5 protein-coding genes are annotated in these 4,664 nt (G+C 64.0%); 2 read left to right on the top strand and 3 right to left on the bottom strand.

The genetic code is table 11. The features are described 5' to 3' along the window. Positions 1–158: 158 nt before the first annotated feature. From QGG75_16105 to QGG75_16115, 3 genes are all read right to left on the bottom strand, one after another. On the bottom strand, positions 159–578 hold the full coding sequence (locus QGG75_16105) for a GFA family protein (GenBank protein MDP6068757.1): 420 nt from the start codon (positions 576–578) through the stop codon (positions 159–161). 30 nt (positions 579–608) lie between these two features. Continuing rightward, complete coding sequence (locus QGG75_16110) at positions 609–1,457, bottom strand: helix-turn-helix transcriptional regulator (GenBank protein MDP6068758.1); 849 nt, start codon at positions 1,455–1,457, stop codon at positions 609–611. 268 nt (positions 1,458–1,725) lie between these two features. Then, a complete protein-coding gene (locus QGG75_16115; protein ID MDP6068759.1) occupies positions 1,726–2,439 on the bottom strand; it encodes a B12-binding domain-containing protein in 714 nt (237 codons plus the stop codon). Positions 2,440–2,659: 220 nt separating this feature from the next. On the opposite strand from QGG75_16115, the gene QGG75_16120 reads away from it, so the two are divergent. Continuing rightward, on the top strand, positions 2,660–4,330 hold the full coding sequence (locus QGG75_16120; GenBank protein MDP6068760.1) for an AMP-binding protein: 1,671 nt from the start codon (positions 2,660–2,662) through the stop codon (positions 4,328–4,330). A gap of 173 nt (positions 4,331–4,503) precedes the next feature. Beyond that, on the top strand, positions 4,504–4,664 hold a 161-nt coding region (locus QGG75_16125), incomplete at its 3' end, for a transposase (protein MDP6068761.1).

Here is a 4,664-nt window from a genome sequence, read left to right on the forward strand (position 1 = left end):
GCGCGCCAATGGGTCTCGCGATCGGCCGGCCAGCTGAGCTCTGGCGGCACCCCGGCCAACCCAGCCGCCCTGAAATGCCGGGCCAGACCCTGCCACCACGCTGTGGTGGCCGGGCGCAGCCCGTCGAGGTCGTACATGGGCAGGCTAGCCCGCATTTCTCACCCCGTCATGCCGGCCGGGTACTGCTTCTGGTCGGCGGGGATGGCGTAATAATCGGCGGCGTCGGCGGTGAATATGTGGCCGATGGTGGCCAGACCCGAGGGCTGGTCCAGGCTGCCGGCGGCGACGGCGATGAAGGGACTTTCGTGCTGGCGATAGAACAGCCGGCCGCCGCAGACCGAGCAGAACCCCCGGCTGGCCTGGTCGGACGAGCGGTACCAGGTGAGACCGCTTTCGTCTTCGAAGCTGAGATCCGCCTGCTTGACCCCGGCATAGGCGCCCACGTGCCCGTGCGAGCGGCGGCACTGGCCGCAGTGGCAGACAACCACGTCGCGCACGCGCCCCTCGATACGGAAGCGCACGGCGCCACAAAGACAGCCACCGCTCAGATTTCGTGTTGGTTTCTGTTCGTCGCTCATGTCGGTTCTCCTGGATTTGCTGCAATGAACCTAGCCGACCTCGCCCAGCAGCCCGGAAAAGAAGCCCGCGGCTTCCGTCGGCTGCACCTGGGCTGCCCGGATCAGGTCGTCGAAGTGGCGATTGAAGGTGCGGATGTGTTCGGTGGTGTTGAAGACGAGATAAAGCTGGCCGGCGTAAAGCGCCACGCGCTGCGGCCCGAAGATGGTGTAGGGCACGGCATAGTGGCTCAGGCCGTCATAGAGATAGAGCCTGAGGCCGGGATAGAGCTCTTCGCTGAGGCCCACCAGGCGCTCCACCTGACGCCGCCGGGCAGCCGCCCCCAGGCCGCGCCACAAACCCTCGCCGCGGGCAAAGCTCTGAAAATCCTGCAGCGGCGCACAGATCTCCAGGTCGGTTTCGGCTTGGCGCGAATAGGCCAGTTCGCCCTGGCTGGCGGCGATGGCGGCGTCGGCGGAAAGGCCGACGAAATCCCGGTATTCGTGGCGCACCACCTCGTCGGTCTTGAAGAGATCGGGCAGCGTCGTCGGCACGTGGCGGATCTTATAGCCCGTCGCCTCCTCGAACCAGCGCTCCAGCCCGGGATTGACCGGGGCATCGGGGCTGGGCGCGATCTCCAGCGATTCATGGAGGATCTCGGCTCCCAGGCGGCGCTCCTGGCTGAGGCCGAGCAGCCAATCGAGACTGACTTGAAGCTGCCCGGCCAGACCGGCCACGGTGTCGGCCCGGGGCAAACGGTCGCCCTCGCCCGAGAGAAGCTGCGACAGCGTCGAACGGTCGACGCCGACGCGCCGGGCCAACAGCGACTGGCTGATGCCGGCACCCTGCATGGCCTCGGCCAGGCGGGCGCGAAACTGGCTGGCAACCTCGCGGCGATCCACGCAATCCTCCGATTGATTTGTTTAAAGAATACCGCACTATGCGGGTTTTCCCAACACATGGCCCCGTTGTGCCCAAGGGTGGGCGATCCGAGAATCGGGGTATGACAAGGGAAACAGCGCCCCTCGAGGTCCCGCCCTGGCGGCCAACGGTAGCTACTTTGTCGATGGCTATGGGGCGGTGGCCTGGGCTTACGGCTTACGGCTTACGGCTTACGGCTTACGGCCCAAGGACAACCCCGTGTTTCCCGACGACGGCACCTAGCCCGGGTTATTCCCCGGCCGCCATCTGCGCCTGAGCGCTGCCCTGGCGCCGCGACATGAATTGGCTGGCCATCTCCACCGCCATGGCGGCGTCGCGGCAGTAGGCGTCGGCGCCGACATGTTCGGCAAAGCTCTCGTTCAGCGGCGCCCCGCCGACCAGCACGATGGTGTCGTTGCGCAGGCCCTTTTCCTCCAGCGCCTCGATCACCGTTTTCATGTAGGGCATGGTGGTGGTGAGCAGTGCCGACATACCGAGAATGTCGGCCCGGTGCTCCTCCATGGCCGCCAGGAAGTCCTCGGCCGCCACGTTGATGCCCAAGTCGACGACCTCGAAACCGGCGCCCTCGAGCATCATGCCGGTCAGGTTCTTGCCGATATCGTGGATGTCGCCCTTGACCGTGCCGACCACGACTCGGCCCAGGCTGGGCGCGCCGGTCTCGGCCAACAGCGGCCTCAGGATGGTCATGCCCGCCTTCATGGCGTTGGCCGACAGCAGCACCTCGGGCACGAACAGAATGCCGTCACGAAAATCGGCGCCGACGATGCGCATGCCTTCGACCAGCGCCTTGGTCAGAACGTCATAGGGAGTCCAGCCTCGGCCGAGCAGAATCTGCACGCCCTCCGAGACCTCGTCATTGAGGCCATCGTAGAGATCGTCGAATATTTGCTGCGCCAGATCATCGTCGCCCAGCGACGCCAGATCGATATCGTTTTCGGCCATCTTTCCGCCTCCACCCCGGGACCACAAAGCCCGCAAAAGACACCCTTCTATCAAGCCATAAATGGGCTTGAAAAAGAGTAAAAGCTATCGTATTCGCGACGCTTTTTTGCCGAAATGCGACACTTTTTGCTAGGATGAGAGTCCCGGGTGGCCAGGCGATTCTCAAATAACCTAAAACGCGCTATCCTCGCTGCCGGGGGTTATTTTGGGGAGATCCCGGGTGAACTATTCAGTTCTCGACCGAAAGGCCGGCAGCTACCAAAAGCTCTACGCGGATTTCCAGTGGTCCATACCCCAACGCTTCAACATCGCCACGGCTATCTGTGATCGCCACGCCGAGGCCACGCCCCAGGCGCCGGCCCTGATCTACGAGACCCAGGACGGCCAGGTCACGACCTACACCTTCGGCCAGATCCAGCGCCTGGCCAATCAGGCCGCCAACACCTTCACCGGCCACGGCGTCACTGCCGGCGACCGCGTCGCGGTGCTGCTGGGCCAGACGCCGGAAACGGCCGTCGCGCACCTCGGCTGCTTCAAGATGCGGGCGCTCTCGATCCCCATGTTCACGCTGTTTGGCGAGGACGCACTGGAATACCGCTTGCGGAACTCGGGTGCCCGGGCAGTGGTCACGGACCGCGAGAATTTTCCCAAGATAGCGGCCATCCGCGAGCGCTGCCCGGATTTGCAAAAGGTGTTTCTGAGCGACGGCCGGGAATCCGGCGCGCTGGACTTCCGGGCCGAACTGGGCCGCGCCTCCGACCGGGCCGAGACGGCCGCCACGGCCGCCGACGAGCCGGCCTTCATATCGTACACCTCGGGCACCACAGGGCCCCCAAAGGGGGCCTTGCACGCGCATCGCACCATGATCGGCCACATGACCGGCTTCGAGATGCTGTTCGACTTCTACGGCTTCGCCGACGACCTCATGTGGTCGCCGGCCGACTGGGCCTGGCTGGCCGGGCTGATGGATTGCCTGTTTCCCGCCTGGTGGCATGGCAAGCCGGTGCTGGCCTTCCGCACCAAGGGGGCTTTCGACCCGGAAAAGGCCTTCCACATGATGGCCAAGCACCGCGTGCGCAACACCTTGCTGGTGCCCACCATGCTCAAGCTGATGCGCCAAGTGGCCGAGCCGCCGGCCGTCGATCTGCGTTCCATGTTCACCGGCGGCGAGGCCGTGGGCACCGAGATCCTTGACTGGGGCAAGCGCTGCTTCGGCATCACCGTCAACGAGGGCTTCGGCCAGACCGAATGCAACATCGTGATGGCGCACAATCCCAAGCTGATGGCACCCCGCTTCGGCTCGCTGGGCAAGGCGGCGCCGGGCCACGTCGCCGCCATCGTCGATGACGCGGGCAACGTGCTGCCGCCCGGCGACGAGGGCCACATCGCCTTCCTGAGGCCCGATCCGGTAATGCTGCTGGAATACTGGCGCAACCCGGAGGCCACCAGGGACAAATACCGCGGCGACTGGCTGATCACCGGCGACGTGGGCACCCGCGACGAAGACGGCTATTTCTGGTTCAAGGGCCGCGACGACGACGTCATCACCTCTTCGGGCTACCGCATCGGCCCGGGCGAGATCGAGGACTGCTTGTTGCAACACCCGGCGGTGGCGCTCTCGGCCGCCATCGGCAAGCCCGATGCCGTGCGCACCGAGATCATCAAGGTCTTCGTGGTGCCGGCCGAAGGCTACGCGTCCGGCCCCGAGCTGGAATCCGAGCTGCGCGAATTCGTACGCCATCGCCTGGCCAAACACGAATACCCCCGCGAGATCGAATTCATCACCGAACTGCCCACCACCGCCACCGGCAAGGTCATGCGGCGAGTTTTGAAGGAGCGCGAAATCGACGGCCAAAAAAAGCGTCAAAAGCGTCCGCGTCCCTCTAATTAAGGTTTGTTAATGACCGGGAGATCGATTCCTTAACGAAACGTCCGCGTCCCTTTAATTAAGGATTGTTAATGGTGGGCGGTGCTGTTTGAAACCCCACTAGGTTCTGTTGACATTTAAGGGATTCCCAAGAGCGTCAAAAAGTGATTCAAGCTTTCTTTTGTCAGGAGGCTTGGATGAACACGGATCGTTTGGTCATCGGGGACGAGGTTTGGGAAAAGATTTCGCCGCACCTGCCGGGCAAGGTCACGGATCGTGGTGTGACGGCGGCAGACAATCGCCTATTTCTGGAGGCCGTTTTGTGGCGGGTTCGTACGGGATCTCCGTGGCGCGACCT

It is taken from the genome of Alphaproteobacteria bacterium, from assembly GCA_030740435.1.
Classification (GTDB): Bacteria; Pseudomonadota; Alphaproteobacteria; order UBA2966; family UBA2966.